20 protein-coding genes and 1 tRNA gene are annotated in these 25,421 nt (G+C 71.5%); 9 read left to right on the top strand and 12 right to left on the bottom strand.

Annotated elements, in window-relative coordinates:
• From ABD665_RS05775 to ABD665_RS05790, 4 genes are all read left to right on the top strand, one after another.
• Positions 1 to 915 (top strand): HAD hydrolase family protein, encoded by a 915-nt coding sequence (locus ABD665_RS05775; protein ID WP_204911830.1) that lies wholly within the window; start codon positions 1 to 3, stop codon positions 913 to 915.
• Positions 912 to 2,171 carry a glycosyltransferase 87 family protein gene (locus tag ABD665_RS05780; protein ID WP_204911829.1) on the top strand — a complete coding sequence of 420 codons (1,260 nt, stop codon included), beginning with the start codon at positions 912 to 914 and terminating at the stop codon, positions 2,169 to 2,171. Before ABD665_RS05775 ends, ABD665_RS05780 begins: the two co-directional genes overlap by 4 nt.
• A complete protein-coding gene (locus ABD665_RS05785) occupies positions 2,168 to 3,022 on the top strand; it encodes a PrsW family glutamic-type intramembrane protease (protein ID WP_204911828.1) in 855 nt (284 codons plus the stop codon). Before ABD665_RS05780 ends, ABD665_RS05785 begins: the two co-directional genes overlap by 4 nt.
• Positions 3,013 to 3,086: transfer RNA gene (locus ABD665_RS05790), tRNA-Ile, on the top strand. The genes ABD665_RS05785 and ABD665_RS05790 overlap by 10 nt, the downstream gene beginning before the upstream one ends.
• A 447-nt stretch (positions 3,087 to 3,533) precedes the next feature.
• Here ABD665_RS05790 and ABD665_RS05795 read toward each other — a convergent pair.
• Positions 3,534 to 4,073 carry a hypothetical protein gene (locus tag ABD665_RS05795; RefSeq protein ID WP_204911827.1) on the bottom strand — a complete coding sequence of 180 codons (540 nt, stop codon included), beginning with the start codon at positions 4,071 to 4,073 and terminating at the stop codon, positions 3,534 to 3,536.
• 1,678 nt (positions 4,074 to 5,751) lie between these two features.
• Complete coding sequence (locus ABD665_RS05800) at positions 5,752 to 6,480, bottom strand: hypothetical protein (protein ID WP_204911826.1); 729 nt, start codon at positions 6,478 to 6,480, stop codon at positions 5,752 to 5,754.
• 593 nt (positions 6,481 to 7,073) lie between these two features.
• Between ABD665_RS05800 and ABD665_RS05805 the strand changes: the two genes are divergently transcribed.
• The gene (locus tag ABD665_RS05805; protein ID WP_204911825.1) at positions 7,074 to 7,481 is read left to right on the top strand and encodes a restriction system modified-DNA reader domain-containing protein; all 408 of its coding nucleotides are present in this window, start codon (positions 7,074 to 7,076) and stop codon (positions 7,479 to 7,481) included.
• Between the two features lie 558 nt (positions 7,482 to 8,039).
• On the opposite strand, the gene ABD665_RS05810 is transcribed toward ABD665_RS05805, so the two are convergent.
• From ABD665_RS05810 to ABD665_RS05845, 8 genes are all read right to left on the bottom strand, one after another.
• Positions 8,040 to 8,711, bottom strand: a complete 672-nt coding sequence (locus ABD665_RS05810; protein ID WP_204911824.1) for a ThuA domain-containing protein — start codon at positions 8,709 to 8,711, stop codon at positions 8,040 to 8,042.
• Between the two features lie 46 nt (positions 8,712 to 8,757).
• Entirely contained in the window at positions 8,758 to 9,720 is a 963-nt protein-coding gene (locus ABD665_RS05815) for an aldo/keto reductase (RefSeq protein ID WP_204911823.1), read from the bottom strand.
• Between the two features lie 5 nt (positions 9,721 to 9,725).
• A complete protein-coding gene (locus tag ABD665_RS05820) occupies positions 9,726 to 10,490 on the bottom strand; it encodes an SDR family oxidoreductase (RefSeq protein ID WP_204911822.1) in 765 nt (254 codons plus the stop codon).
• A gap of 63 nt (positions 10,491 to 10,553) precedes the next feature.
• A complete protein-coding gene (locus ABD665_RS05825) occupies positions 10,554 to 11,930 on the bottom strand; it encodes a cellulase family glycosylhydrolase (RefSeq protein ID WP_204911821.1) in 1,377 nt (458 codons plus the stop codon).
• 109 nt (positions 11,931 to 12,039) lie between these two features.
• The gene (locus ABD665_RS05830; protein ID WP_204911820.1) at positions 12,040 to 13,848 is read right to left on the bottom strand and encodes a dihydroxy-acid dehydratase; all 1,809 of its coding nucleotides are present in this window, start codon (positions 13,846 to 13,848) and stop codon (positions 12,040 to 12,042) included.
• Entirely contained in the window at positions 13,845 to 14,777 is a 933-nt protein-coding gene (locus ABD665_RS05835; RefSeq protein ID WP_204911819.1) for an ABC transporter permease subunit, read from the bottom strand. Before ABD665_RS05835 ends, ABD665_RS05830 begins: the two co-directional genes overlap by 4 nt.
• The gene (locus ABD665_RS05840; RefSeq protein ID WP_204911818.1) at positions 14,774 to 15,712 is read right to left on the bottom strand and encodes an ABC transporter permease subunit; all 939 of its coding nucleotides are present in this window, start codon (positions 15,710 to 15,712) and stop codon (positions 14,774 to 14,776) included. The genes ABD665_RS05835 and ABD665_RS05840 overlap by 4 nt, the downstream gene beginning before the upstream one ends.
• A gap of 67 nt (positions 15,713 to 15,779) precedes the next feature.
• Complete coding sequence (locus ABD665_RS05845) at positions 15,780 to 17,168, bottom strand: extracellular solute-binding protein (RefSeq protein ID WP_204911817.1); 1,389 nt, start codon at positions 17,166 to 17,168, stop codon at positions 15,780 to 15,782.
• Between the two features lie 270 nt (positions 17,169 to 17,438).
• On the opposite strand from ABD665_RS05845, the gene ABD665_RS05850 reads away from it, so the two are divergent.
• The gene (locus ABD665_RS05850; protein ID WP_204911816.1) at positions 17,439 to 18,539 is read left to right on the top strand and encodes an alcohol dehydrogenase catalytic domain-containing protein; all 1,101 of its coding nucleotides are present in this window, start codon (positions 17,439 to 17,441) and stop codon (positions 18,537 to 18,539) included.
• 18 nt (positions 18,540 to 18,557) lie between these two features.
• On the opposite strand, the gene ABD665_RS05855 is transcribed toward ABD665_RS05850, so the two are convergent.
• On the bottom strand, positions 18,558 to 19,367 hold the full coding sequence (locus ABD665_RS05855; protein WP_204911815.1) for an IclR family transcriptional regulator domain-containing protein: 810 nt from the start codon (positions 19,365 to 19,367) through the stop codon (positions 18,558 to 18,560).
• Between the two features lie 70 nt (positions 19,368 to 19,437).
• Entirely contained in the window at positions 19,438 to 20,904 is a 1,467-nt protein-coding gene (locus tag ABD665_RS05860) for an aldehyde dehydrogenase (NADP(+)) (protein WP_344741424.1), read from the bottom strand.
• A 105-nt stretch (positions 20,905 to 21,009) separates the two neighbouring features.
• On the opposite strand from ABD665_RS05860, the gene ABD665_RS05865 reads away from it, so the two are divergent.
• The 3 genes from ABD665_RS05865 (at position 21,010) to ABD665_RS05875 (ending at position 25,377) form a co-directional block, all read left to right on the top strand.
• Entirely contained in the window at positions 21,010 to 23,133 is a 2,124-nt protein-coding gene (locus tag ABD665_RS05865; protein WP_204911814.1) for a beta-galactosidase, read from the top strand.
• Positions 23,134 to 23,245: 112 nt separating this feature from the next.
• Entirely contained in the window at positions 23,246 to 24,037 is a 792-nt protein-coding gene (locus ABD665_RS05870) for an ABC transporter ATP-binding protein (RefSeq protein WP_344741428.1), read from the top strand.
• The gene (locus ABD665_RS05875) at positions 24,034 to 25,377 is read left to right on the top strand and encodes an FtsX-like permease family protein (RefSeq protein ID WP_204911813.1); all 1,344 of its coding nucleotides are present in this window, start codon (positions 24,034 to 24,036) and stop codon (positions 25,375 to 25,377) included. The genes ABD665_RS05870 and ABD665_RS05875 overlap by 4 nt, the downstream gene beginning before the upstream one ends.
• Positions 25,378 to 25,421 lie beyond the last annotated feature (44 nt).

Here is a 25,421-nt window from a genome sequence, read left to right on the forward strand (position 1 = left end):
GTGACGACCCCCTCCGACGCGGGTGCCCCCGCGCTGGTCGCCTGCGACCTCGACGGCACCTTCCTCTCCCCCGACGGGACCGTCAGCGCGCTCAACGCGCGCGCCGTCCTGCTCGCGCAGCAGGCCGGCATCCCGGTCGTCTTCGCCACCGGCCGCCCGGTCCGCTGGCTCGACGTCATCGCCGACCTGCCCGGGGCGCACCCGACCGTGATCGCCAGCAACGGCGCCGTCCTCTACGACCTGGGCACCCGGCGGGCGCTCGACCGCCTGTGCCTGGACCCCGCGGTCGCACTGACGGCCGTCGCCTGCATCCGTGAGCACGTCCCCGACGCGGCCTTCGCGTTCGAGTCGGGCACCCACTTCGGCTACGAGCCCGCGTACCGGACCTGGGTCCCCGACACCGGCCAGGACCCGACGTTGCGGCGCGGCCCCGTCGAGGAGCTGGCGCACGAGGTCTCGGCGGTGAAGCTGCTCGTCCAGAGCGCCACCCTCGGCGACGACGCGCTGCTCGCCGAGGTGCGGACGTGCGTCGGCGACACCCTCACCGCGACCTGCTCGGTCGGGCGCGGCTACGGGCTGGTCGAGCTGAGCGCCTCCGGGGTCGACAAGGCGAGCATGCTGGCCCGGACCTGCGACCGGCTCGGCGTACCGGCCAGTCGCGTTGCCGCCTTCGGGGACATGCCGAATGATGTGAGCATGCTCAGCTGGGTCGGGATGCCGCGCGTCGTCGCGAACGCCCACCCCGCTCTCCTGGCCCTCGGCTTCCCGGTCGTGCCGCCCAACCACGAGTCCGGCGTGGGCGCCACGATCCTCGACTGGGTCGCGTCGCTGACGCGTCCGTCGTCCGGGTCCGGGCTGGCCGAGGGTGTCCCGAGCGGGCCGCAGGGCCACGTCGGGGCCGCGACGCCCGCATGAGGCGTACGGTCCGCGGCGTCGGGATCTGCCTCCTGCCGCTGCTCGCCGGGCTGTGGGTCGCGGCCACGGAGTTCGGTGGGCACCTCGTGCCCTGGCGGCCCGTGATGGTCGACCTCGAGGTCTACCGCGAGGCCGCGCGCGTGCTGATGAGCGGTGGCGACTTCTACTCGCTGCCCGGGCAGCTGCAGTTCCTCTACCCACCGCTCGCCGCCGTCCTGTCGGTGCCGCTCGCGGTCCTGCCCACCACGCTCGTCCAGATCGGCTGGACGGTCGGCGGCGTGCTCGCCCTGCTCGCCGTCCTGCACCGCGTCGGGCTGCAGGGCTGGGTCCTGAGCCTCGTCGGGACCGCCGCGATCGTGTTCGCCGAGCCCGTCCGGCAGACCCTCGGCTTCGGCCAGCTGGGCATCTTCCTCGTTGCGCTCGTCGTGCTCGACCTCGTCCCCGGCCCACGCGTCCTCTCCCGCCGGCTTCTGCCCGAGGGGTTCTGGACGGCGGTCGCCACGTGCATCAAGCTCACGCCGGCGCTGTTCGCGGTCTATCTGCTGCTCGTCCGCCGCACCCGCGCGTTCGTGGTCGCGGTCGTGTCCGGCGTCGCGCTCACCCTCGCCGCCGCCGTGGTCGCGCCGCAGCGGTCGGTGGAGTTCTGGGGCCGGCTCGCCCACGGCGACACCGGGCTCGGCGGCAGCATCATCTACTTCACCAACCAGTCCGTGATGGCCGACGTCGTCCGGGTCTTCGGGCTCGGGCCTGGCGCCGCGCTGCTCGGGCTGGCGCTGAGCGCGGTGGTGGCGGCGCTCGGCGCGTGGGCCGCCGTCCTGTGGCACCGGCGAGGCGACGTACCCCTCGCCGTCATGCTCGGCGGGGTCGCCACCCTGCTCGCCTCCCCCGTCTCCTGGCTCCACCACTTCGTCTGGGTCGTGCCGCTGGCTGTCGTCCTCGTCCGCGACCTGCTGCCCGTCGGCGGGGCCCGCCGGCTGCCGGCGTGGTTCGGCCTGCTCGGGCTGGTGTTCTGCGGCTGGGTCGCCATCGAGCCGTTCCGGAACCTGCCCAACGGCGGCGACTTGGAGCTGACCTGGACGGCCGGGCAGAACCTGCTGGCCTCCGTCACCCTGCTGCTCGGCGGAGCGTTCCTCGTCGCCGCCGTCCTCGTCGGCCTGCGCCGCGAACCTGGTCACACGCCTGTCACACCGGATCCGGTAGAACAGCGACGTCCTGACCTCGCCCCGCCCGCCCCCGTACGAGAGGTCCGTCCGTGACCGCACTCTCCGCCGACGCACCCGAGCCCGGCCGCAGCCGCCTGCACCGCCTCTCCTGGGTCGCCGTGCTCGTGCTCGGCGTGGTCGCGTACCTCGTCGTCCTCCGGACCGCCGTCGCGACCCAGAACGTGAACTTCATCCCGTCGCTGCTGCTGCTCGGCTCCGCCGTCGTGCCCTTCACCGTGCTCACCTTCGCCGCGACCGGAGGGCGCCGGATCGTCGTCAGCTCGGGTCTCCTCGCCCTCGTCGCCGTGCTCGGCGGCATCATCGGGACCGTCGCCGCCGGGACGCTGGAGTACGACGCCCTGGTGCGGCTCAAGACGCTGCCGATGATCTTCGTCGGCCTCATCGAGGAGTCGGCCAAGCTCGTCGTCCCGCTGCTCGTGCTGCTGTTCAGCCGCTACCGCGGCGCCGCCGCCGGTGTCGTCATCGGCGTCGCCAGCGGGATGGGGTTCGCGACGCTGGAGACGATGGGCTACGGGTTCACCGCGCTGCTCAAGAGCGGCTCGATCGCGGCCCTCGACTCCACGCTCCTGCTGCGGGCCCTGCTCTCCCCCGCCGGCCACGTCGCCTGGACCGGCATGACCGCCGCGGCCCTGTTCGCGATCGGGACGTCGACGCGCCGCGGTCGGGCCGTGCTGCGTTTCGTGGCCACCTTCATCGGTGCCGTCCTGCTGCACGCGGCCTGGGACGGTTCGAACAACCTGATCGTCCACGTCCTCGTGGCCCTGGTCAGCATCGCCGGCCTGCTCGTCGTGATCCACCGGACGCGCCGCTCCCCGGGCAACGGCACGACGCACGGCCACGAGCACAGTCGCGCCTCGGTAGCATCGTCCGGCCAGGGGCGATAGCTCAGCCGGTCAGAGCAAGGGACTCATAATCCTTCGGTCGTGGGTTCAAGCCCCACTCGCCCCACCGCTAGTCAGAGGTACATTCGAACTCTCGTCGTGAGCCAAGAACTCGAGTTTCTGGCACACCAATTGGCACAGGAGGTCGACGAGTCGACGACTGGTGCCGGCGATCCGCGCGTCCGCACAGTGCCCGCCCATGACCGGCGAAACCACCACTGCACGACCGATGGTGTCCCCCCCGGGAGCTGGCCGCCAAGTGGGGCTGCCACCCGCGGACGGCACGGGAGAGGACGTGCAGTGAGGGCTTTCCGGAGGCGGTTGGGTAGGCGACGTTTTCTTGGTGCTGAGCGAAACTCGCAAAAGCTGTCTATCGCCGCCGAGGAGGCTGCCAACATCTTCTGTACTGAGGACCTGACCGAGGTTCTCCAAAGTGGCCACCTGTCTCTGAGGACCCCAGTTATCTGTCCCTCTGACGGCGTAGACGACTGTCTTGACAGTCTTCCCGCGCTGGTCAGGCGCCGAGCCACATCGCCCGGGCGAAGATTCCGGCGACGGAGGCAACCTGGCGGGCGCTCTCCCACTGGCGAGCCGGGCGTCCTCTCTCCTCAGCGTCGACTAGGGCCTTCGCATCCCGGAAGGCTTCGACGGACAGGCCGATAGAAACGAGCATCTGTCGGCGGAGCCACTCAACGGGGAAGCCTTCCGCGAATGGCAGAGCGTGGTGGAAGGCAAGGTCTCCGTCCTCGTCGAGACCCCAGCCGGGAAGCCCGTGGGTGTCTGCGTTGTCCTCAAGCAGCCCGGACGCGTTCACACCGACGAACTCGGTGGGGACGGTGACACACAGCCGCGCCGGGGAGCTGTCGGAGCGTGTGGCACTGTCCGCCCACTCGGTCTGCTCGAACACGAAGACTTCCACACCGTCGACTCGCACCTGGTAGTACGGGTTCCCGTCATGGGCAGCCCCGCGTTCGACGGGTACCTGGTGAAAGGGGTACGGCCAGCCCTGAGCGGGGTCGAAGATGTCGTCGAGGATGAGCGTCTTCCGCAGCACGTCGTGACGCTAGCAGCGGCTTACCGGCTGTGTGACTGTTCGGGAGAAGCCAGTTGACTCAGTCGACGGGCTTGATCTCGTACTCGTCGAGGAACTCCTTGGACATGTCCGGCACGAGCGCCTTCAGCTTCTCGGCTCGCTCCTCGGTGATCATCCGCCCCTCGAAAGTGAACAGGCTGATGATGTCCTCGTGCCCGTTGATTCTGACCCACGCGTCGCGGTGCGGAATCCACCGCTCGATGGTGCTGACGGGGTGGGTAGCCGGAGCAGGACGCGTCCGGTCAGGTTCTCGTAGTACTCCACGGGTTCTCCCTAGGAGCGCGGCGGGCCTGGGCAGTATGCGGCCGCAGCGCGAACTGTCGACTCGAACTCACGCCACGTGCCGGCGAAGGTGCCGAGTAGTGCCGCGGCTTGGGCCTGCTGGAACGGCCGTCGGCGTAGCGTAGTGAGAGGGCGGAGCTCGTCACACTGGACGACAGCGCTGTCCGCTCCGTGTTGGGTCGCCGTGTTCATGAACCACTGGTCGGCGCTCACAGACCACTTAGCGACGCGGTGCTTCACGGAGGCTCCACGACACGAGCCCCATGGGTTCCCCGACCTCTGTCGTTCAGCAAGTGCGCTGATGCTGTCCCACTCGGGCACGACAGACAGACAAGTAAGACGCAACTAGCCCCGCCCCTCTCAGGGCGGGGGCTCGAACCGCTCGGTCAGTCGAGGTCGAACGGGCTGCGTCGTAGGCGCTGCTGCCCTGGACGCTGAAGTTGCGGTACGTCGATGTCTGCTGCGGGGCCGGCGTCTACCGGGACAACCCGCTCGGCTGAGCGACGGCCACCACTGGCGAGTTCCTGTGGTCGAAGCAGCGCGAAATCGGACAGGCGCACCCGAGCCGAGATGCACTCGAACCTGCGCGAACTCCTCCAGCAGCAGGCCGTCGACCTGTCCGTGCTGAACAGCGACCCGAGAAGCAGCGCAACCGCGTTATCACCGAGCCGACCGCCACCCGCGAGCTGCCAGCTGCCAGCTGCCAGCTGCCCGACTCTTCCGGACGCGTGCGCTGCTAGCCGAAAGCCGACGTCGCGAAGCGACTCGGAGGACGCTGACCACTAGTGTGGAAGCCCCGGCGTGGGCGTCCTCGTCACGACGAGGTGGGTGGTCGGGGCTTCTGTCATGGGCTGACGAGAACTCGACTATTGGCTTCGTGGGGCGCGCACGCACGGTCACTAGTGGCCGCACTCCTGCAGGCCCTCATCCGCCGGAGGACGCATCACATGACCACGCTCTACCCCGATCGTCAGGCTCTTTACGGCTAGCTCCACGCTGCTCACGCTGCCGTCCAGGAGGCGACGGAAGCTTTGCGTGCTGCGGCGAACCGTCGTCATGAGGCCGCCCTGGCTCTCGACATCGGCCCGTCAGCTCTCGCCACGACGCTCGGGTTTCAGACGCCTTCGTCGGCCCACGCCATCTTGATGGCTGCGGCCCACGGGAAGCTACCGAACATCCACAAGCGCAAGCCGCGCAAGCCCAAGGCGGACCCAACAGCGGTGCCGGCCCTGAACCTGGTCACCGGCGCCAAGGCGGTGACCACTCCGGCGGAGACTGGCTCTCCGCAACTGGTGGGGGCCACGCTCTGACTTCAACACCACGAATACTTGCCCTTCCGGGTGGGGGTTCGCTGCTGTTAGAAAGTTGCCGGTGCCGCGTAAGCGTCGCAGCTGTCCGGCGTACCAGCACTCGTCACGTTCGCCTCGACGAGGACGCGTCCCTTCGCGGGGATGAGGTCCGGGTACGCAGTCCCGCCCCCAATTATCTTGTCGGACTTGTCGAAGCAGACGACACCGATGCGGGCCGACTTCTGCGCTTCAACACCCGGGTTCTTGACCTCGAAGACGGCCGTCTTAGTGCCGTACTCGTCCTTCTTCACCTTGACCTTGCCGACGGGCAGGTTCGGCGCATCCTCCATGCTCGTCTTGTTGTCGAGCCCAAGCGTCGCCTCAACCTTGGCAACCTTCGCCTTGCCGGCCACGTCGACCTGCGTGCCGAGAGCTAGCGTCTGATCGGCGGAGGTGAACTGCTCGACCTGCGATTCCGATGCGACGAGTTCGCCCTTGGAGTCGAGCAAGTTGAACTGGACCGTGACGAACATGCCGACGTTGTCGGCTGAGCTATTGGTGACGATGGCGCTGGCCCAGCCATAGTCGCCGTCCTTGCCGAAGCCGGTTTTGACCAGAGTCGCCTTGCCCTCCGTGGCCGGCGTCTCGGCGGCCCCCGGAGTGCTGTTGTCCGACTTCTGCTCGCCCTCGCCCGTGTTCTGGCTAAGGGTCTGCGGGGACGAGCAGCCGCTGAGCAGGAGGACTGCGCAAGCTGCCGCCGCGAGAGCTGGCGCGAAGAGGCGCGCGTGAAGGGTCATGAGAAGGGTGGTTCCTTCGAGCTCGGGGGTTTCACCGGGACGCGAAGCGTATCTATGGATAGCCCGCTCGTGTGGCGGGCGCAGAAATCGACTCGCGGGTGCCTGACTGTCAGCCGGCTGCCTGCTACCTCCGGTCGGCCGTGGCTGGGGGAGGGGGCTCAAGGGCCTAGAAGGGCGCACAGGCCGACACGGTCCCTGACGCAGCCACCACGAGTGCGTCACCCCCGAAAGGCCCCGATAACCGACACCACCACCGCCCGCATCAACGTTATTCAGCGTCGCCTTGTCCGCACCTCCGCACTCCCTGGCACACCGACCACGAGCACGGTCTTCCCCAGGACGTCATCGTCGCCTACGGCCCGCTGGTGGTTCGCGGGCTCAAAGGACTGGACACGGCGCCTGACTGGAAGCTTCCACTGCGAAACGCCGTCCTCATCGCCAACGCGCCTGCTGACCTGGCCTGGGCACTCGACTGTACTGAGCTTCTCGCGTCAGTTCGGCTTGCGAGCTGCCACGCCTGTGGCTAAAGCCTCTGTGGATCTGCTATTCTCTAAGCCTCGGAGAATCTAAGATCTAGAACCAAGGAGCAGGGCATGCCCAAGATCAACGTAACCCTCGACCAGGACGTCTACGACGAGCTCGCCACGCACGTACGGGGATTCGAGACACCCAACGAGGTTATCCGTCGGCTGCTCTTTGGCGAGCAAGACGGCACGAGCCGGAAGCCTCCGGCAGCCGTCCGCCGGCCTGGTGGACTGATGAAGTTGATCAGCGCCGGATTGGTTAAGCCCGGGGACAGGCTCGCCCACTACCAGAAGCGCAAGAACGAGACGCACCTCGGCACTGTCGATGCGGACGGCTGGATCACGACGAAGCTGGACTCCTACGCGAGCCCGTCTCCGGCTCTGGGCGACCTGGTCGGAACCTCCATCAGCGGCCCGGACTTCTGGGTCCACGAGCGGAGCGGCAAGACCATCAACCAGCTGAAGGCGCAACTGTAGGCGTCGGGTGCTCTGCTGTCGAAGGGTTCGGCCGAGCACCCTGTCCCAGTGGCTCAGACCGCCGCCCGGCGTGCGTGCCACGCGAAAGCCGACGCGTACTCCGTGCGGACCACCCGTCTCCCTCGCACTTAGCGGGCCGCCCCCTCGAGCTGTCGTTGAACAGAGACGAGCCCGCCGTCGAGACTCGGGACGACCCGACGAAGGTCCGGCCGCACGAGATCGGGAACCGATAGTCATCTACCCAGAGACACCGGAGCCGATTGAGTTCCGGGTGCGGCCCGACGCCACCTACGGACAGACTGCTCGAGCCCCGCTCCCCATCCCGGAGTTGGGCTGTGCCATGGGCACACGCCGCTGAGCCACACGTCGCGTAAGGCCGCAGACAGTGCCACATGAAGGCGGTATGGAGCAGGTTCCGCACAACAATCCCTGTGCCAACACGTCACTCGATGTGTGCCTCTGACAAGGCGAAGCCGTGTCGAAGAGCGAGTTAGGCGGGGTTCTCACAATCCCTCGGTCGTGGGTTCAAGCCCCACTGGCCCCACCGCGCGACTCGTCCTAAACGCTCTCGAGCAACCACCGAACCTCGCGCTGCAGGAGGTCGGTCCGGCCGGGCGAGGCGAAGGCGCGTACGTCGTGGCCCAGGGCGTCGTAGACGGTGCGCGCGCCGTCCTGCTCCGTTACCCAGACCAGCGGCTGCTGCCCGCCCTCGTGGTTGTGGTGGAGCAGGACGTGGGCGTCCGAGCTGCGGTCCAGGAGGCAGTAGCGCTCGTCGAACAGGGTGAAGGGCGCGAGGCCCGCGGTGATCGGGTGGTCGCCGTCGCTGACCTGCACGGCGGCGTCGCCGATCGGAGGGTGCATCGAGCGGCCCTGAACCCACCGGCCCCCGACCCAGTCGGGCCACTCGTCGAGGCCGTCGAGGGTCATGGTCGCGGCGTGCAGGGCGAGCAGCGGGCGGCGTCGGGCGCGGTGGTCGCGCAGCGCCTGGAACGCCTCGACCCACGCCTCCTCGGGCCCGTCGGACCGCGCGTGGAACTCCCCCGCGCCCGCGTTGACCACGACAAGGTCGCTGTCCGGCACCTCGGCCACCACGCCGGCGGGCTTGAAGGCGCGGACCGCCACCTGCAGGCCCATCGCCTCGAGCGCCCGGGCCACCTCCATTGAGGTGGCCGTGAAGTCGTGCCACTCGTCCTGGTAGCGGCCCGAGCCGGAGAGGATCGTCACCTTCATCGCTGTGTCCTGTTCTGTCGGGGTCGTACGGGCTGGAGGCGGCCGCTCACGCGGTCGACGCTCGTTCGACCAGCGCAGGCGGGAGGTCGGAGCTCAGCAGGCCGGCCGCGGCCAGGTCCCGCCAGAGCTTGGCGGGGACGGGCCAGCGCGACCAGGCGAGGTTCTGGCGCCACTGGTCGACGTCCACGGCGCCGGTGAGCGCCATCGCGACCTCGGGCCGGGCGAGCACGAACTGCAGGGCCGCGGCGCCGATCGGGGTGCCGTGGCGGTCGCAGACCTCCTTGATCGCGGCCACCTGCAAGACCACCTCGGGCGGCGTCGGCGCGTAGTGCAGCTGCCCGGAGTCCCGGCCGTCCACCAGCCCGGCGTGCAGCACGGACGCCACCACGAGCGTCACGCCCTGCTCGGCCACGAGCGGCAGCACCTCGTCGACGGCCTCACCGTCGACGAGCGACAGCCGGCCGGCGAGCAGGGCGACCTCCACCCGGGTCTCGCGCAGCAGGTGCAGCAGCGTGGGCACCTGGCAGACGCCGACGCCGATCCGGCCCACGAGACCCTCGTCGCGGAGCCGTTCGAGCGCGGGGTAGCTCTCGCGCGTGACGAGCGCGAGGAACGCGTCCGGGTCGTGCACGAAGGCGACGTCGAGCCGGTCGACCCCGAGCCGCTCGAGCGACTCCTCGACCGAGCGCCGGATGCCGTCGGCGCTGAAGTCGAACCGCCACAGCGGGTCCTCCCCCGGCGGGACCGGCTCGTCTCCCCGGACCAGCCGCCCCACCTTGGAGCTGAGCACGAGGTCCGCCCGCGGGTACGCGGCGAGCGCGCGGCCCATGAGCCGCTCGGCCACCCCACCGCCGTACATGGGTGCGGTGTCGAAGTAGCGCACCCCGTCCTCCCAGGCGGCCGCGACCAGCACGTCGGCGTTGGCCTGGCCGCCCGGGTGCTCCGGTACGCCGGTGCCACCGAGGGCGAGGCCCTTCGGCTGGCCGAGGGGAAAGGTCGCGGCGGGCACGGCGCTCACATCCAACCGCCGTCGACGACCCAGGTCTGGGCGGTGCACATCCGCGAGTCGTCCGCGGCGAGCCAGAGCAGCATCCGGGCGACGTCGACGGGCATCACGGGCTCGGTCAGGCACTGGTTGCGCCGGATCGACTCCTCGGCCTCCGGGGTGACCCAGTCGCGGAGCTGGCGCTCGGTCATGACCCAGCCGGGGATGATGCAGTTGACCCGGATCCGGTCCGGGCCCAGCTCGCGGGCCAGCGTCCGCGTGAGGCCCTCCACCCCGGCCTTCGCCGTGATGTAGGACGGCAGGTCCACGAGGTCGATGTGCGCGCTGATCGACCCGAGGTTGATCACCGAACCCCCGCCGAGCGCCCGCATCTGCGCCGCCACGGCCTGGGCCGCGAAGAAGTGGTGGCGGACGTTGACCGCGAAAGACGCGTCCCACGCGGCCACGTCGACGTCGGCCACCCGTTGGCGGCGGTCGTTCGCGGCGTTGTTGACCAGCACCGAGATCGGGCCGAGCTCGTCGTGGGTGGCCGCGATCGCCTGCTGCAGGGCGGGGATGTCGGCGACGTCGCAGGGCAGGAACAGCGGCCGGGGGTGCCCGGCCGCCGCCACGTCCTCGACCAGCCGCCGGGCGGCCGGCTCGTCGATGTCGACGAACGCGACTCTCGTCCCCTGCGCGGCGAGCGCCGCCACGAACTCGGCCCCCAGCCCGGTGGCGCCGCCGCTGACGAACGCCACCCGGTCACGCAGGCTGGGGTAGACCGCCGAGGTCATCGGTGCTCCTTCTCTTCTGTCGGTCTTCGGGTCGGCCGGGCTCTGCTGACCGGCCGGGCGCGTCTAGCCCGCCTTGAACTGGTCCACGAGCGACTCGCGGACCTGGCAGCTCTCAAAGGAGAAGGAGTCCGCGAGGGCGTCGAGCTCGGAGTCGTCCAAGCCTCGCAGGAGCTCGGCGTACTCCTCGGCGAGCGGTTCCGCGACCGTGATGTTGAGCAGCAGACGGCGGACGAAGTGGAAGCGCCCGAAGGGGTAAGGGTCGAAGTCCGGGAACTCGCGCGCGACCAGGTCCTGCACCGGCTGGGTGATCTCGGCCGGCCCGACCTCGTCGCTGCCCCAGCCGTCCGCGGCCAGCCGGAACTTCTTGGCCACGAAGGGGTCGAACCGCTGCCGGTAGGGAGTGTCCGGCCGCAGGCCGACCATGCCCTGACGCCCCAGGTCCTTGTACATCCAGGACTGCCAGCTGACGCCGTAGCGGGTGTAGATCTCGAGCTGGTCGGCCAGGATCTGGCGGCGCTGGACGTCCTTCGCCTCGTCGTTGAAGTAGATGGGCGAGAACTCGCTGACCACGATCGGCGTGCCGGTACGCCGGGCGTACTCGGAGCGCTTGAGGAACTTCTCCTCGACCACGTCGCGGTCGATGTAGGTGCCGTCGGTGACGCCCGGGTAGGGCCCGCCGCGCCCGAAGCCGGAGGCGACGTAGTCGTGGAGGGCGTAGACGACGCCGTCCTGCGGCTCCTCGAAGAACTCGAACTCCGTGGAGTACGTGTTCCCGTCGAGGAAGATCAGGTGGTCGGGGTCGACGGCCTTCACGGCGGCCACGAGCCGGTCGTAGTACGGCCCCACGCGCTGGCGGGTCGCGTCCGCCGGCTCGTTCATCAGGTTGTAGCCGCTGACCCAGTGCTGGTCCTTGTAGCGGTCGGCGATCGCCTCCCACAGGTGCACGACCCGGTCCTGGAAGTGCGGGTGGTCCCAGAAGGTGTCGACGTGGGTCGGGTTGTCGGAGTGCCAGTCCTGGTTCTGGTAGCCGGGCAGCGCGTGCAGGTCGATCATCGTGTAGATGCCGTGCTTGGCACCGAGCTCGACCGCACGGTCGAGGTGGCGGAAGCCCGACTCGATGACCTCGAACGGCTTCGCGTCGCTCTCCAGGTGCCGGTAGTTGACGTTCACCCGGACCGCGTTGAAGCCCTGCTCGGCCAGGAACGCGACGTCGGCCTCGTTGTAGAAGGCGGTCAGCAGCCGCTCGAAGAAGCGCGCGGCGCGGTCCTCGCCGAGGACCCGGCGGACCTGGGCCCGCATGAACGACTCGTTCGCGGCGTAGCCGGTGATGAAGTTCTCCATGAGCAGCCAGCCGCCGATGTTCGGTCCGCGCAGCCGCACGTCCTGCCCGTCGGCGTCGACGAACTGGCTGCCGCGGGCGGACAGGTTGCGGTGGGTCACAGGGGGTCCTTTCGTGGGTGCACCCGGCACCGGTGTGCGCAGGTGTGGAACGACGTCAGGCACACCTCGACCGGCGCGGGGAGCGCGGCCGGGTGCGACGCGGGTGGGGTCAGTGGGACTCGCGGCGCACGGCGGAGCCGCTGGAGCCGACGAGGAAGTCGAGGTCGGCTCCCCGGTCGGCCTGCGTGACGTGGTTGACGTAGAGCAGCTCCCAGCCGCGGTCGGGCTCCGCCAGGGCGTCGGTCATCGCCGCCGGGGCCGACCGGAGCGCGAGCTCGTCGTCGGGCACGTCGAGGTGCAGCAGCCGCTGCTCGACGTCGAGGTCAATCGGGTCGCCGTCGCGGACGAGGGCGAGCAGCCCCCCGACCCCCGCCTCCGGGCTGACGTGCAGGACGACGGTCCCGTACGCGGTCCCGCTCATCCGCCCGTCGCAGACCCGCACCATGTCGCGGACGCCCTGCTCGAGCAGCTTGCGCGGCAGCGGCAGGTTGGCCACCTCGGGCATCCCCGGGTAGCCCCGCGGGCCGCAGCCCCGGAGCACCAGCACCGAGCTCGCGTCGACCTCCAGGTCGGGGTCGTCGATCCGGGCGCGCATGTCCTCGACGGAGTCGAAGACGACCGCCGTCCCGCGGTGCTGCAGCAGGTGCGGCGAGGCGGCCGCGGGCTTGATGATGGCGCCCGTCGGGGCGAGGTTGCCGCGGAGCACCGCGATGCCGGCGCGCTCCTGAAGCGGGCTCTCCCGCAGGGTGATCACCTCGCGGTCGTAGATCTCCTGGTCGTCGAGGTAGGCGACCAGCGGCTCCCCCGTCACGGTCAGCGCCTCCGGGTCGAGCAGGTCGCGCACCTGGTCGAGCACGGCCAGGAAGCCGCCCGCCCGGAAGAGGTCCTCCATGAGGTAGCGCCCGGAGGGCTGCAGGTTGACCAGCAGCGGCACGTCGGCGCCGATCCGGTCGAAGTCGTCCAGGGTCAGGTCGAGGCCGAGGCGGCCTGCGATCGCCAGGAGGTGGACGACGGCGTTGGTGGAGCCGCCGATGGCCGTGAGCGCCACGATGGCGTTGCGGAACGACCCCGCGGTCATCACCTGCTTCGGCGTCCGTCGCTCGGTCGCGAGCTCGACGGCCAGCGTCCCCGACAGGTGCGCCCCCTGGAGCAGCCGGCTGTCCGGGGCGGGGGTGCCGGCGAGCCCGGGCAGGCTCATGCCCAGCGCCTCCGCGAGCAGCCCCATCGTCGACGCGGTCCCCATGGTGTTGCAGTGGCCGCGGCTGCGGATCATCGAGGACTCCGAGGCGAGGAAGGTCTTCTGGCGCAGCGCGCCGGCCCGGACCTCCTCGCTCAGCTTCCACACGTCGGTGCCGCAGCCCAGCGGCTCGCCCCGGAACGACCCGTTGAGCATGGGTCCGCCGGGCACGACCACGGCCGGGAGGTCGGCCGAGGCGGCGGCCATGAGCAGCGACGGGATGGTCTTGTCGCAGCCGCCCAGCAGGACGACCGCGTCGACCGGGTTGGCGCGCAGCATCTCCTCGATGGCCATCGCGGCCATGTTCCGCCAGAGCATCGCGGTCGGCCGGACGGTCGTCTCCCCGAGGGAGACCACGGGCAGGTTGAACGGGATGCCCCCGGCCTCGAAGACGCCCTGCTTGACGCTCTGCATCACCTCGTCGAGGTGCGCGTTGCACGGGGTCAGGTCGGACGCGGTGTTGGCGATGGCGATGCAGGGCCGGCCGTCGAACGCGTGGTCGGGCAGACCCCGGCGCATCCAGGCCCGGTGCAGGTAGGCGTTGCGGTCGTTGCCGCCGTACCACTCGGTGCTCCGCAGCGGGCCGCCCGCGGGACGGGGCCCGCCGTCCGCGCCCTCTGCGTCGAGGCCGGGGCTGACGGTGTTGTCGCTGATCGTGCTCGTACGGGTGGGCTCGGTCATTCCTTGACGCTTCCTGTCGCGAGGCCGGTCTGCCAGTACCGCTGGAGGTAGAGGAACGCGACGACCAGCGGGAGGATGGAGACCAGGGCTCCGGTGATCACCGTGGAGAAGAGCGCCTGCGAACCCCCGCCTCCCGTGGTGCTGGTCGACTGCCACTGCGCCAGCCCGACCGTGATCGGGTAGAGCTCGGAGCTGCTGAGCATGATCAGCGGCAGGAAGTAGTTGTTCCAGGTCGCGACGAGGGCGAACAGGAACACGGTGAGGACGGCGGGTCCGAGCAGCCGCAGGCTGACCTGCCAGAAGATCCGCAGCTCCCCCGCCCCGTCCACCCGGGCCGCCTCGATGAGGCTCTCGGGCACGGCGTCGGCGGCGTACACGCGGATCAGGAAGACGCCGAACGGACTGACCAGCGAGGGCAGGATGATCGCCAGGGGCGTGTCCGTCAGGCCCGCGTTGCTGAACAGCAGGTACGTCGGGATCGCCAGCGCCGTGAGCGGGACCATGACGGCCCCGAGGACCGTGCTGAACAGGATCTTGCTGCCGAAGAACTGGTAGCGGGCGAAGGCGTACCCCGCCATCGTCGCCAGCGCCGCGGCACCGAGCGCGCTGACGCCGGCGTACAGGATCGTGTTGCCCATCCAGCGGAGGAAGATCCCGCCCTGGGCCGTGAACACGGTCCGCACGTTCTCCACCAGCGAGAAGTGGTGGCCGAACCACAGCCCGAACGTGCTGAAGAGGTCCTCGTTGTCCTTGGTGGAGGCGATCACCAGCCACACGAAGGGGAAGAGGAAGTACAGCGCGCACAGGGCGAGCAGGACGGTGAGCAGGGTGCTGCGCCGCTTGGCCGGGTCGTACGTGCGCCGGCTTCGGGGCCGGGGTGCACCCGGGGCGGGGGCCGCGTCGGCGACCCGGACGTCGGTGGCGGTCATGCCCGGCTCCGCTCGAGGCGGGAGCTGCTGAGCTGGAAGACGTACGAGACGATGAGGATCACCAGTCCGAGGGCGAAGGCGATGGCGGCGGCGTAGTTCACGTCCTGCCGCACGAACGCGACGTTGTAGGCGTAGAAGTTCGGGGTGAACGCGCTGGTGATCACGTTCGGCGCGACGGTCTTGAGCAGGCTCGGCTCGTTGAAGAGCTGGAAGATCCCGATGATCGAGAAGATGATCGTGAGCATGATCGCCGGCCGGATCGCCGGGATCTTGATGTTCCAGGCGATGCGCCACTGCCCGGCGCCGTCCAGCTCGGCCGCCTCGTAGAGCTCGCCCGGGATCGACCGGAGGGCCGAGTACATGACGATCATGTTGTAGCCCGCGAACTCCCAGGTGACGATGTTCATCATCGAGCCGAGGATGTGCTCGGCGCTCAGCAGACCCGGCGCCGGCAGCCCGAGGGCGCCGAAGGTCTGCGCGATCGGGCCGAACTGGTCCCCGTAGAGGTAGCCCCACATCAGGGTGCCGACGACGGCTGGGACCGCGTACGGGATGAAGATCAGGAGCCGGATGACCTTGCTCGCCCGGGCGCGCTCGCTGTCGAGGGCGAGGGCGAAGAACAGGGACAGGGCCAGCATGATCGGGACCTGGACGACCAGGAACACCGCCATCCGCCCCAGCCCGCCGAGGAACGCGGGGTCGAGGAAGGCGCGGGCGTAGTTGGCCAGCCCGACGAACGTGCTGCCGCCGATCAGCTGCGTGCGGAACAGGCTGAGGTAGAGCGAGTAGGCCAGCGGCACCACCAGCATGGCCACGAAAACCACCAGGAACGGCGTCACGAGGACGTAGGCCGCGACCTGCTGCCGGCGTCGTTGGCTGCCGCCCCGTCCCCGCGCGGGCGGACGCCGCACGGGAAGGTCCAGCGGTTGCGACATCGGGATTCCTGTCTGTGAGTCTCGGGCGAGCGGGTGCCGGGCCCGGAGGGGCCCGGCACCCCGGGGGTCAGTTGACCTCGAACCCCTGGTCTTTGCCGTAGGTGACGAGCTGCTCCTGCCACGCGGCGGCCGCCGCGACCAGGTCGCCCTTGTCGCCGATCGCCTTGCCGAGCGTCTCGTTGTAGCTGGAGTAGGCGTAGTCGGTGTAGGGCAGCCAGTCGAAGGTGGTGTCGACGGTGTTCGTGACGTCGGCGAACAGCGCGTTGACCTTCTGGTCGCCATAGAACTCGGACTTGCCGTCGACGAACGCGGGGTCGGTCAGGACCGACTTCAGCGTCGGGAAGAGGAACAGCTTGTTCGCTGCGACCAGGGCGCTCGTCTGGTCGTGGTTGATGAACTTCGCGAACTCGTACGCCACGATCGGGTTCTTCGTGGTCTTCAGCACCGCGGCGGTCGAGCCGCCCCAGTTGCCGGAGACGTTCGCGCCCTCGGTCCACTGCGGCAGCGGGGCCGCGCGCCACTTCCCGGAGGTGTTCTTCGCGGTGCCCTGCAGGTACACCGGGCCCCAGGCCGCGGTGATCCAGCCGGCGTACTTGCCGGTGGACAGGCCCTGGTACCACTGGTCGTTGAAGTCGGCGTCGACCGAGACGAGGTCACGGTCGATGAGGTCCTGCCAGTACTTGAGGACGGCGGTCGTCTTGGGGTCGGTGAGGTCGATCCCCACCTTCTTGCCGCCGTCGTAGCTGAACGGCTTGGCGCCCGACTGCCACAGCAGCCCGATCAGCTGGCCCGGGTTGTTGGACGGGAAGTCGGAGATGTACTTGCCGGTCGCGCGGACCTTCTCGGCGGCCTTGGCATAGTCGGCCCAGGTCTTCGGCGGCTCGGTGACGCCGGCCTTGGTCAGGATGTCCTCGCGGTAGAGGTTGCCCATCGGGCCCGCGTCGCCCGGCACGGCGTAGACGGCGTCGCCCCGCGACACCTGGTTCCAGACCCAGTCGGAGTAGTCCGGCTTGAGGTCCCGCGCCCCGTACGGCGCCAGGTCCAGCAGCGTGTTCGTGACCACGAACGAGTTGATGTACTGGTACTCGACCTGGGCCACGTCCGCCGCGCCCTCGCCGGCCTGCACCGAGGTGCGGATCTTGGCGTAGTGCGGGGCCCCGTTGCCGACGTTCTCCAGCTTGACGTCGATGGCCGGGTACTTCTTCTCGAACAGGGCGACCTGGTCCTCGACCCCCGGCACCCAGTTCCAGAACGTCAGGGTCGTCGGCGTGGTCATCGCCTTGTCGATCTCGGCCTGGCTCGGCGGCTGGACGGCGGGAGCGGAACCGCTCCCCCCGGTCGACGCGCCGCCCCCGCACGCGGTGAGCAGCAGGGCGCCCATCGCGGTCGACGCGATCAGGGCGACGGCGGTCCGTCTCAGTCGTCCGGGCTTGGGCTGCCTCGCAGTGGATGTCATGTCGCCGTTCCTCTCCGCTCGCCTCTGAAGGAGGTGTCCGATATCTCAGACGCTTTCCGAGATATCAACCGTGATGCTGCCTCCTCGAACCTGACCGGTCAAGTCCGTCTCAGGGAGTCGTGAGCGCTTGCCCGGAAGCCGGGCGGATGTCAGTCTGCTGCACATGTCAGACGTTGCTCGAAATATCAGACAGCGTGTCGCCCACTCGCCGGCAACCCGAGGCGTGCGCCCCCGCACCGGCACCACCGCCGCTGTCGACCGGGCCGGTCGATGAGGGCCGTCGTCCTGCGCCGGCCGGGCCAGCCTCTGGAGGTCGAGGACGTGACCCTGGCGGAGCCCGGCGACGACGAGGTGCGGGTGCGCGTCGAGGCGGCGGGCGTCTGCCACAGCGACCTGCACTACGTGACCGGCGACCTCAGGGGCAAGCTGCCCGCGGTCATCGGTCACGAGGGGGTGGGCGTCGTCGAGCGTGTCGGGCGGTCGGTCACCCGTGTCGCGCCCGGCGACCGGGTCGTCTTCACCTGGCGCCCGCGCTGCGGGGACTGCGAGTTCTGCAGCAGCGGCCGTCCGGCCCTCTGCGTCGTCGGGCGGGTGCAGGGCACGACCGGTGGGCTGCCGGACGGCACGAGCCGGCTGAGCCAGGGCGGGGAGACCGTGCACCACCTGATGGGCGTCTCGTGCTTCGCCGAGGCGTGCGTGGTCTCGGCGCGCTCGCTGGTCAAGATCCCCGACGACGTGCCCGCCCAGGTCGCGGCCATCGTCGGCTGCGCGGTGGTGACCGGCGTGGGCGCCGTCCTCAACCTCATGCGGGAGTCCACCGGTCAGCCCGTCGTGGTCGTCGGAGCCGGCGGGGTCGGCCTCAGCGCGGTGCTCGGGCTGCAGCTCGTCAGCGCCGGCCGGGTCGTCGTGGTCGACACCGTCGCCGCCCGGCTGGAGCTGGCCGCCGAGCTCGGCGCCACCGACGTCGTCGACGCCTCCGCGGTGGACGCGGCGGCCGAGCTGGCGCGGATGTTCCCGGGCGGGGCCCGCTGGGCCGTCGACGCGGTGGGGGCCGCGGGCACGCTCGAGCTGGCCCTCGGCAGCCTCGGCCCGACCGGCACGCTGGTCGCCCTGGGGCTCGGCCACGTCGACACGACGTTCCGGGTGCCGGTGAACCTGCTGGTGCAGCAGGAGCGCCGCATCCTGGGCAGCCTCTACGGCTCGTCCAACCCGCTCGTGCAGGTGCCGCTGATCCTCGACCTGTACCGCCGGGGACGGCTGCCGCTCGACCGGCTGGTGGGCCGGACCTTCGGGCTGAGCGAGGTCAACGAGGCGTACGCCGCGCTCACGGGCGGCGCGGTCGGTCGCGCGACGCTGGACCCGTCCCGCTAGCCCGGACCGGGCTGCGGCCTAGGAGCGCGGAGGGGCGCCCAGCCGGGTCGACAGCTCGCGCGTCCCGGCCGTGACCAGCGCGACGAGCTCGGCCTTGCGGGCCTCGTCCCAGCGCAGGACCGGCACGGAGATGCTCATCGCGGCCACGCAGGCCCCGCCGGTCTTGTAGATCGGGGCCGCGACGCAGGTGACGTCGGGGTTGGACTCGCAGTACTCGTCCGCCCAGCCGCGCTCGCGGACCACCGCCAGCTCCTGGTTCAGCCGGTCCAGGGAGTCGATGCTGGCGGGCGTCATCGGGGCGAGCGAGGCCGCGTCGGGGAAGAGGACGCCGAGCTGGGCCGGCGACAGGTCGGACAGCAGCGCCTTGCCGCCGGCCGTGCAGTGGGCCGGTAGACGGCGCCCGACGTCGGACACGAGCCGGACGGGGTGCGTGCTGTCCACGCGGGCGATGTAGACCGCGTACCGGTCGTCGCGGACGGCGACCTGCACCGTCTCGCCGCACTGCGCGGCCACCGCCCGGGCCGCCGAGCGCGAGAGCTCCATCAGGTCGAGCTCCCGCTCGTACGCGCCCCCGAGCTGGAACGCCTTCACCCCCAGGGTGAAGCGGTGCTGGTCGCCGCCCTCCTGCTCGAGGTAGCCGCGCTCGGCCAAGGTCCGCACGAGCTCGTGCACGCTGGCCCGCGGCAGCCGGAGCCGCTCGGTGATCTCGGGGACCCGCAGCCCCTCGTTCGGCTCGAGGAACAGCTCGAGGATGTCGAGGGCCCGTCGCAGCGCCGGAGCGGTCAGCCGCCCGGGCGGTGCGGCGACCCCGTCACGCGTGTCCTCCATCGTGTCCCCGCCGTTCAGGATGTCCTCCGTGCGCCCGACCTCGTCGGCGGGCCGTCCGCCCGATCATCCGTCACGGCTGCACCAGACGACCGTCGACGCGACGGGGCGCCGTCGTGGGGTTGTCGGTCAGGTCCGTCGGCAGCAGCGAGGCGGGGAAGTTCTGGTAGGCGACCGGTCGGAGGAACCGGGCGATCGCCGCCGTCCCCACCGACGTCGACGAGGGCGCGGTCGTGGCGGGGTACGGGCCGCCGTGCTGCTGCGCGTCGGTGACGGAGACGCCCGTGGGCCACTGATTCCACAGGACGCGGCCCGCTTTCTTCGCCAGCGCCGGGACGAGCCGGGGCAGGACGTCGTCCGACGGCTCGCCGAAGACCGTGGCCGTGAGCTGGCCGTCGAGGCGGTCGACGACCTCGAGCAGCTGGGCGTCGTCGTCGTACGCGACCACGAGCGACACCGGCCCGAAGCGCTCCTGGGTCAGGGCCTCGAGGTCGGCGAGGAGGTCGGCGGCGCTGACGCTCAGGAGCAGCGGGGCCGGCGGACCGTCCTCGCCCTCCTCCGCCGTCGCCAGCGTGCCCACGGCGTCCGCGGCGGTCAGCTCGGCGAGCGACGTGCGGTACCCCGACTCGATCCGGTCGTTCAGCATGGGCGCTGCCGGGGGCAGCACCGACGCACGGAGCTCCTCGACGAGCGGCGACCCCGCCGGGGCCAGCAGCAGGCCGGGCTTGGTGCAGAGCTGACCCGCGCCGAGGGTGAACGAGTCGACCAGGCCGCGGGCGATCGCCGGGGCGTCCGCCGCAGCGGCGCTCCGCGTCACGACGACCGGGTTCACGCTGCCGAGCTCGCCGAAGAAGGGGATCGGGTCGGGCCGCCCGACCGCCAGGTCGAACAGCGCCCGCCCGCCGGGGATCGAGCCGGTGAAGCTCGCCGCCCGGACCCGGGGGTCGACCACGGCGCGACGGCCGGCCTCGAGGCCCTGCACCAGGGCGAACACGCCCGCCGGCCAGCCGCCGGCCCGGAGCGCCGCCGACACCACCTCCGCCGTCTGCACCGACAGCCGCGGGTGACCGGGGTGCGCCTTCACCACCACCGGGCAGCCGGCGGCGAGCGCCGACGCCGTGTCCCCTCCCGCCACGCTGAAGGCGAAGGGGAAGTTGCTCGCGGCGAAGACCAGGACGGGGCCGACGGGCTCGAGGTGGCGGCGCAGGTCGGGTCGCGGGCCCATCCCCCACCCGGGGTCCGCGTGGTCGATCCGCACGTCGGCGTACGCGCCCTCGTCCAGCACGCCGGCGAACAGGCGGAGCTGGAAGGTGGTCCTGGTCAGCTCGCCCCGGAGCCGGCCCTCGAGCAGGTGCGACTCCTCCCGGGCGGTCGCGACCAGACCCTCGGCGGCGGCGTCCAGCGCGTCGGCGATGCTGGTGAGTGCCACGGCGCGCTCGGCACGGGAGGTCGAGCCCCACGGTCCCGCCGCCTCGGTGGCGGCGTCCAGCACGCGGTCGAGGTCGTCGAAGGTGGTGTCGGCCAGGTCGGTCGTCGGCACGAGTCGTCTCCTAGTTGTCTGTCATTTCGGACGTGGTCCGATATGACAGACTGCCACCGCGTTACACCGCTCGGCAATCCGCTACGACGTCACCGGAGGACCACGATGGCCCCACTTCCCTTCTCCGGGGTGCTCTTCGGGGCCGCCTACTACGCGGAGTACCAGCCCGCCGGCTCGGTCGACCGGGACCTCGACCTGATGAAGGCCGCGGGCTTCACGGTCATCCGGGTGGGCGAGTCGGTCTGGTCGACCTGGGAGCCGCAGGAGGGCGTGTTCGCGCTCGACTGGCTCGAGCCGGTGCTCGACGGCGCCCACGCCCGGGGCACCGGCGTCGTGCTGGGCACCCCCACGTACGCCGTGCCCCCGTGGCTGCAGCGGCTGCACCCCGAGATCGCGGCCGAGGTCGGCACCGGCCGCCGGCTCGGCTGGGGCGCCCGGCAGGAGATGGACCAGAGCCACCCGGCCTACCGCTTCTACGCCGAGCGCGTCGTGCGTGCGGTGGTCGGGCGCTACGCCGCCCACCCGGCCGTCATCGGCTACCAGGTCGACAACGAGCCCGGCCTGCAGCTCCCGCACAACGAGCACACGTTCCGGCGGTTCGTGACCTGGCTGCGCGGGCGGTACGCCGACGTCGAGGCGCTCAATGACGCCTGGGGCCTCGTCTACTGGTCGCACCGGCTGTCGGACTGGTCCGAGCTGTGGCGGCCGGACGGCAACCTCATGCCGCAGTACCAGCTGGAGTGGCGCCGGTTCCAGTCCACCCTGGCCACCGAGCTGATCGCCTGGCAGGCCGACCTCGTCCGGACGTACGCCCGCGACGACCAGGTCATCACCACCTGCATCGCCTACTCCCGGCCCCAGGTCGCCGACGACGAGCTGGTGCGCTCGCTCGACGTCGTGGCCGGCAACCCGTACTACAAGATGCAGGACGGGCTGACGATCGCGCCCGACGCCGCAGCGTCCGACGCGGCCGAGGCCGAGTCGTGGTGGCACGCCGACGTCCCGTCGCTGTTCCAGTGGGGCGACCGGGCCTGGTCGTCGGCGGACGCACCGTTCCTCGTGACCGAGACGAACGCGCAGTCGATCGGCGGACCCTGGCAGAACCACCCGCCCTACCCCGGCCAGCTCAAGCAGGCGGCGTTCGCGCTGCTCGCCCGGGGCTCCCGGATGGTCGAGTACTGGCACTGGCACACGCTCCACTTCGGCGCGGAGACCTACTGGGGCGGCGTCCTGCCGCACAGCCAGGTCCCCGGCCGCGTCTACCGCGAGGTGGCCGCGCTCGGCGCCGACCTCGCCGCGATCGGCGACGCCCTCGACGACTACCGCCCCGACGGGGAGGTCCTGCTGCTCTGGTCGACGGACACGAAGTGGTCGTTCGAGGACTACCCGCCCCTGGCCCTGCCGACCGGCGGGCCGGACCCGGAGGCGTACGGCCGGATCTTCGGCGCCTTCTACCGGGGGCTCTTCGAGGCGGGGGCCCAGGTCCGCGTGCAGCACGTGGGCCGGTTCGTCGAGCAGGACCCCGCGACCCTCGCGCGGGAGTTCCCGGTGCTGGTCGCGCCGGCGCTCTACGTGGCCGACGACGCCCTGCTCGACCACCTCGAGGCGTACGCCGCGGCCGGCGGGCACCTCCTGGTCGGGATCAGGACGGGCTACGGCGACGAGCTGGCCCGGGCCCGGCACGCGGTCGCGCCGAACCGGCTGGCCGGGGCGGCCGGCGTGCACTACGACGAGTACAGCAACCTGTCGCGGCCGCTCCACGTCGCCACGACCGGCGACGGGTTCGACCTCGACGTGGGTGCGGCGGGCACCGACTGGGTCGACGTGCTCCAGGTGGACTCGGCCGAGGTGGTGCTCGAGCTCGAGGACAACGAGCTCGGCGCGCGCGCCGCGCTGACCACCCGGGCGCACGGCCGGGGCCGCGTCAGCTACCTGAGCACCCTGCCGAACCCCGCTCTCGGCCGCAGCGTCGGGCGCTGGCTGCTGCCGGAACGCACGTCGGCCGTCTGGCAGGCCCCGGCCGAGGTGACGATCTCCACCGGTCAGACCCCGCAGGGCACGGTGACCTTCGTCGCGAACTGGTCCGGCGCCCCGACCAGCGTCGTCACGCCCGTCGACGTGACCGACCTGGTCAGCCGGACCGCGTACGCCGCCGGCGACCCGATCCTGCTCCCCGCGCGAGCCGCACGCGTCCTGCGGAACGGGCACGAGGGGTCGGGCTCGGCCTAGCCCGACCAGCGTGACCGACGGGCCGGCGCTGCGTCGACGTGTCGGATGTGAGGGCGCCCCTCAGGACCCCCTGGCACGTCCGATGCTTGACGTGTCATGAGATAAAGGGCCCGTGCCCGCCGAACCGCCGCCCAGCACCCCCGCGCCCCTCGTCGCCGGACGGACCGGGGTCCGTCCCGAGGAGGAGCCGACCGTGGTCGCGGTCGACCTCGGGAAGGACTTCGGCACCGGGCGTCCGGCCCTCGCCGGGGTGTCGCTCGCGGTGGCGGCGGGCGAGTTCGTGGCCGTCGTGGGCCCGAGCGGGTCGGGCAAGTCGACGCTCCTCTACTGCCTGTCCGGGCTGGAGGTCCCCACCACCGGGCGGGTGCTGATCGCGGGCACCGACCTCGCGTCGCTGCGCGGCACCCGGGCCGCCCGCTTCCGCCGGGAGCACATCGGCTTCGTGTTCCAGTCGTACAACCTGCTGCCGGCGCTGTCGGTCCGCGAGAACGTGGGCCTCCCCGCCCGCCTCGCCGGTCACCCCGTGCCGCGGTCCGCGGTGGACGACGCCCTCGAGCTGGTCGGGCTCGCCGGCCTGGGCGGCGCCTCGCCGTCGACGCTCTCCGGGGGTCAGCAGCAGCGGGTGGCGATCGCGCGCGTGCTGCTCGCGGAACCCCCGGTCGTCTTCGCGGACGAACCCACCGGCGCGCTCGACGCGGTCAGCGGGGACCGGGTGCTCGCCGAGCTGCGGACGCTCGCCGGCCGCGGGCGGACCGTCGTGATGGTGACGCACGACCTGGAGGCCGCGACGCGCGCCGACCGGGTGCTGGTGCTGCGCGACGGCGCCCTGCACGCCGAGCTCGTCGCGCCGACGGCGCAGGCCGTGTTCGACGCGGTGGCGGCCGCCGCGGTGACCCGCGCATGACCCGTCTGGTCCTGGCCGACCTGCTCGCGGGCGTCCGGATCTGGGCCGGGCTCGCCGCGGTGCTCGCCGCGGTGCTCGTCGCGGCGGGACTGGCCGGCACCGTCCCCGCCGTGCTCGTCCGGGCCGGGCTCGACGCCTCCGGCACCGCCGCCCTCGGCGCCTGGTCGCTCGCCGGCACGGCCGCCGTGCTGAGCCTCGTCGCGGTCCTGGTCGTCACGACGAGCACGCTCCGGCTGGCGGTGACCGTGCGGACGCGGACGTTCGCGCTGTGGCAGGTCGTCGGGGTGCTGCCCCGCACGGCCGCGCGCATCGTGCTGGTGGAGGTGCTGCTGGTCGCGTTCGTCGGCGCGGTCCTCGGCGTGCTCCTCGGCGCCGCGGTCGCCCCGGGCTTCGTCGCGTACGGCCTGCGCGGCACCTCGGGGCTCGAGGCGCTGACGCCGCGGCTCGCCGGTGCCGACCTGCTCGTGGTCGCCGTGGTCACATCGGCCCTCGTTGTGCTGGCCGCCGTCGGACCGTCCCGCCGGGTCGCGGGCACGCCTCCGATCGCCGCGCTGCGCGACCCGGACGTCGTCGACCACCGCCGCCGGGTGCTGCCGCTGCTCGTGGCCGGCGGCCTCGCCGCGGTCGCGGTCGGGATGCTCTCCACCCTGTCCTCGACGGTGGACACCGGTGCGAACCAGCTGCTGCTGATCGGGGTCGTCGTCGTCGCGGTCGCCGCGGCCCTCGCCCCCCAGCTCACGCGGCCGGTGCTGCGGGCGTGGACCGCCCTGCCCGCACGCTGGTGGCCGTCGCTCTTCCTCGCCCGCGCGGCCGCGCTGCAGGGGCTGGGTCGTACGGCGGCCGGGGTCAGCGCCGTGGTCGTCGCCGCCGGGCTGCCCGCCGCGCTGCTCGCCGGGGCGCACACGTCCGCGGCGCTGTCGGGCGGCGGTTCATCGGGGTCGGCCGGCGCGGCGATCGCCCTGCTGATCGGCGGACCGGTGCTGCTGGCCTCGATCGGCGCCGCCGCCGGGGTCCTCATCAGCGCCCGTGACCGGTCCCGCGAGCAGGCGCTGCTGCGCGCCGCCGGAGCCGGGCCCGCCCAGACGGCCGGCATCGCCATGCTCGAGACGACGCTGGTCGCCGTCACCGGACTGCTGCTGGCCGGGGTGGCGGTGGTGCTCACCTCGGCCCTCGAGCTCCTCGTGCTCGCGGCGACCGGGCACCGGGTCCCGTTCGACGCCGGGCTGCCCGCGCTCCTCGTCGCCGCCGTCCTCGTCGCCGCATTGATGGCCGTCGCCACCGCCGTCCCCGCCCTGGTCGACCTCCGGCGCCCGGTCCGCGCGGTCCTCAGCGCCGAGTGAGCTCCTGCCCCCCAGCCCAGCCCAGCCCAGCCACGCGGAGGAGC

Source organism: Microlunatus spumicola, assembly GCF_039536445.1.
Classification (GTDB): domain Bacteria; phylum Actinomycetota; class Actinomycetes; order Propionibacteriales; family Propionibacteriaceae; genus Microlunatus; species Microlunatus spumicola.

Coding starts and splice junctions, on each gene's coding strand:
- ABD665_RS05855 (WP_204911815.1), bottom strand. CDS start 19,367: ATGGAGGACACGCGTGACGGGGTCGCCGCACCGCCCGGGCGGCTGACC.
- ABD665_RS05850 (WP_204911816.1), top strand. CDS start 17,439: ATGAGGGCCGTCGTCCTGCGCCGGCCGGGCCAGCCTCTGGAGGTCGAG.
- ABD665_RS05845 (WP_204911817.1), bottom strand. CDS start 17,168: ATGACATCCACTGCGAGGCAGCCCAAGCCCGGACGACTGAGACGGACC.
- ABD665_RS05800 (WP_204911826.1), bottom strand. CDS start 6,480: ATGACCCTTCACGCGCGCCTCTTCGCGCCAGCTCTCGCGGCGGCAGCT.
- ABD665_RS05780 (WP_204911829.1), top strand. CDS start 912: ATGAGGCGTACGGTCCGCGGCGTCGGGATCTGCCTCCTGCCGCTGCTC.
- ABD665_RS05840 (WP_204911818.1), bottom strand. CDS start 15,712: ATGTCGCAACCGCTGGACCTTCCCGTGCGGCGTCCGCCCGCGCGGGGA.
- ABD665_RS05830 (WP_204911820.1), bottom strand. CDS start 13,848: ATGACCGAGCCCACCCGTACGAGCACGATCAGCGACAACACCGTCAGC.
- ABD665_RS05865 (WP_204911814.1), top strand. CDS start 21,010: ATGGCCCCACTTCCCTTCTCCGGGGTGCTCTTCGGGGCCGCCTACTAC.
- ABD665_RS05805 (WP_204911825.1), top strand. CDS start 7,074: ATGCCCAAGATCAACGTAACCCTCGACCAGGACGTCTACGACGAGCTC.
- ABD665_RS05810 (WP_204911824.1), bottom strand. CDS start 8,711: ATGAAGGTGACGATCCTCTCCGGCTCGGGCCGCTACCAGGACGAGTGG.
- ABD665_RS05820 (WP_204911822.1), bottom strand. CDS start 10,490: ATGACCTCGGCGGTCTACCCCAGCCTGCGTGACCGGGTGGCGTTCGTC.
- ABD665_RS05875 (WP_204911813.1), top strand. CDS start 24,034: ATGACCCGTCTGGTCCTGGCCGACCTGCTCGCGGGCGTCCGGATCTGG.
- ABD665_RS05835 (WP_204911819.1), bottom strand. CDS start 14,777: ATGACCGCCACCGACGTCCGGGTCGCCGACGCGGCCCCCGCCCCGGGT.